The sequence below is a fragment of the Aminobacter sp. P4_D5 genome (genome assembly GCF_056401815.1).
In genome coordinates this window covers 1-514 of sequence record NZ_JBFUIP010001423.1, presented here as the reverse complement: position 1 = coordinate 514, position 514 = coordinate 1, and the positions used below count along the sequence as shown (strand labels likewise).

The window sequence follows — 514 nt, the reverse complement described above, 5'->3', positions numbered from 1 at the left end:
GCGGCGGGTGAGGCGGACGGACGGCAAGGCGCGGACCTCCTGGCTGGACGTCCGATCCTTGCGGGGAAAGCAGGCCGGTCAAGGGCCGATACCCCTTTCACAAGGCTTCCCGCACAAGCTTTGCCCAGGAAGCATGCAGCGCGTCAGAGCCCAGGCGTTACGATGGGGGCAGCACCCGTTCCACCGACACGCCGCGGCAGTCCATCTCGTATTCGAGGTCCTGCACCGGCGGGCGGCAGAACTGCCAGGTGAGCCCGTGCCGCGCGGCGCCGCGGCCGACGATCTCGCTCGCCAGGAAAGGATACAGGTCATGCACCGTGTAGACCTGCACGCCCGTCGTGTCGGCCCAGCCGAAACCCAGCGCCGTCATGCGCCGCTCCATCTCCCCGAGCACGAATTTTCCCTTGCTCAGCGACCCCGCCGGCGAGAGGTCGCCCAGCGCGACGGTGTGGTCGCGGTAGTTGCCCTTGCCCTCCTGGGACTCGCCGCTGCCCGCGACCACGAAGCTCGGCGC

The 514-nt window shown here is 69.3% G+C and carries 1 pseudogene; it reads right to left on the bottom strand.

What is annotated here, in order from left to right:
• Positions 1-157: 157 nt before the first annotated feature.
• Positions 158-514 (bottom strand): annotated as a pseudogene (locus AC1DWF_RS38765) (2-amino-5-chloromuconate deaminase CnbZ); the annotation flags it as partial.